The following is a 761-nucleotide window of genomic DNA, read 5'->3' as shown; positions in this document are numbered from 1 at the left end:
CGACCGGGATCACCGTAATCCAGCTGTGGATCGCGCGGCTGAGTGTTTTGATTGTCGGCTGGGCGCAGGGTCCCCATCGGGGGTCCTCCATAAGTCACAAGCAGAGCAGTCCGCTGTGACCCTTCATAGATGGGAACCATCCTTGTGGATTGCGAGAGCGTTGGCGGCACAATCGTGCAAGCCTCTGGTCGCGCGCTAAAGAACCATGCGCATTCAAGAGGGGCAGCGTCGGGGTATCAAGCCGAGGTGGTCTGGCCTCCGGCACGGTCTTGCCTTGATGGAACATGAAGAGCGACGGTCGGCCTGAGCCTGAATGGGAAGGCCCAACTGTCATCCCTGCTTTTGCACCAGTCTGTCATCCATCCTCAGGTGCTTTCGCAGGACTCCCCATCCGGGCAACCTCCTCCATGATGGTCTTGAAGGGCTCGGTCACGTTGATCAGGGTGCCGTCGGTGAGCTTGATCTCGGTTCCCGCATCGTCTGCTGCTTCCCTTACGGAAACAATGTGATGGATCGCGATGGCGGTCCTACTGGCTGGCCGCCCCGGTTCGTTCAGATGAAATACCACGAAAACCATTTTTGGTCTCTCCTTACGCGGTCCGTGTCAGGACGATCCTGCCATGGCCAGCNTCGGCCTGCGTCATCGTTTCCGAAAGCTCGTCCGTCCACACACGGAACAGATCCAGCTGATAGGTTCCAAAGGACGTGATCATGGCGCCGTCCGCCGCATCGCGTCCCCGGACCATCAGGATGCGCCCGAT

1 protein-coding gene is annotated in these 761 nt (G+C 59.3%); it reads right to left on the bottom strand.

Annotated features, from left to right (window positions below; translation table 11 throughout):
• Nucleotides 1-355: 355 nt before the first annotated feature.
• Entirely contained in the window at nt 356-577 is a 222-nt protein-coding gene (locus CK944_RS22385) for a hypothetical protein (protein WP_103175206.1), read from the bottom strand.
• Nucleotides 578-761: the final 184 nt, after the last annotated feature.

It is taken from the genome of Paracoccus sp. SY, from assembly GCF_002901215.1.
GTDB lineage: Bacteria > Pseudomonadota > Alphaproteobacteria > Rhodobacterales > Rhodobacteraceae > Paracoccus > Paracoccus acridae.
The sequence above is the reverse complement of the archived record's forward strand: the minus strand, read 5'-3'. Positions and strand labels throughout refer to the sequence as shown.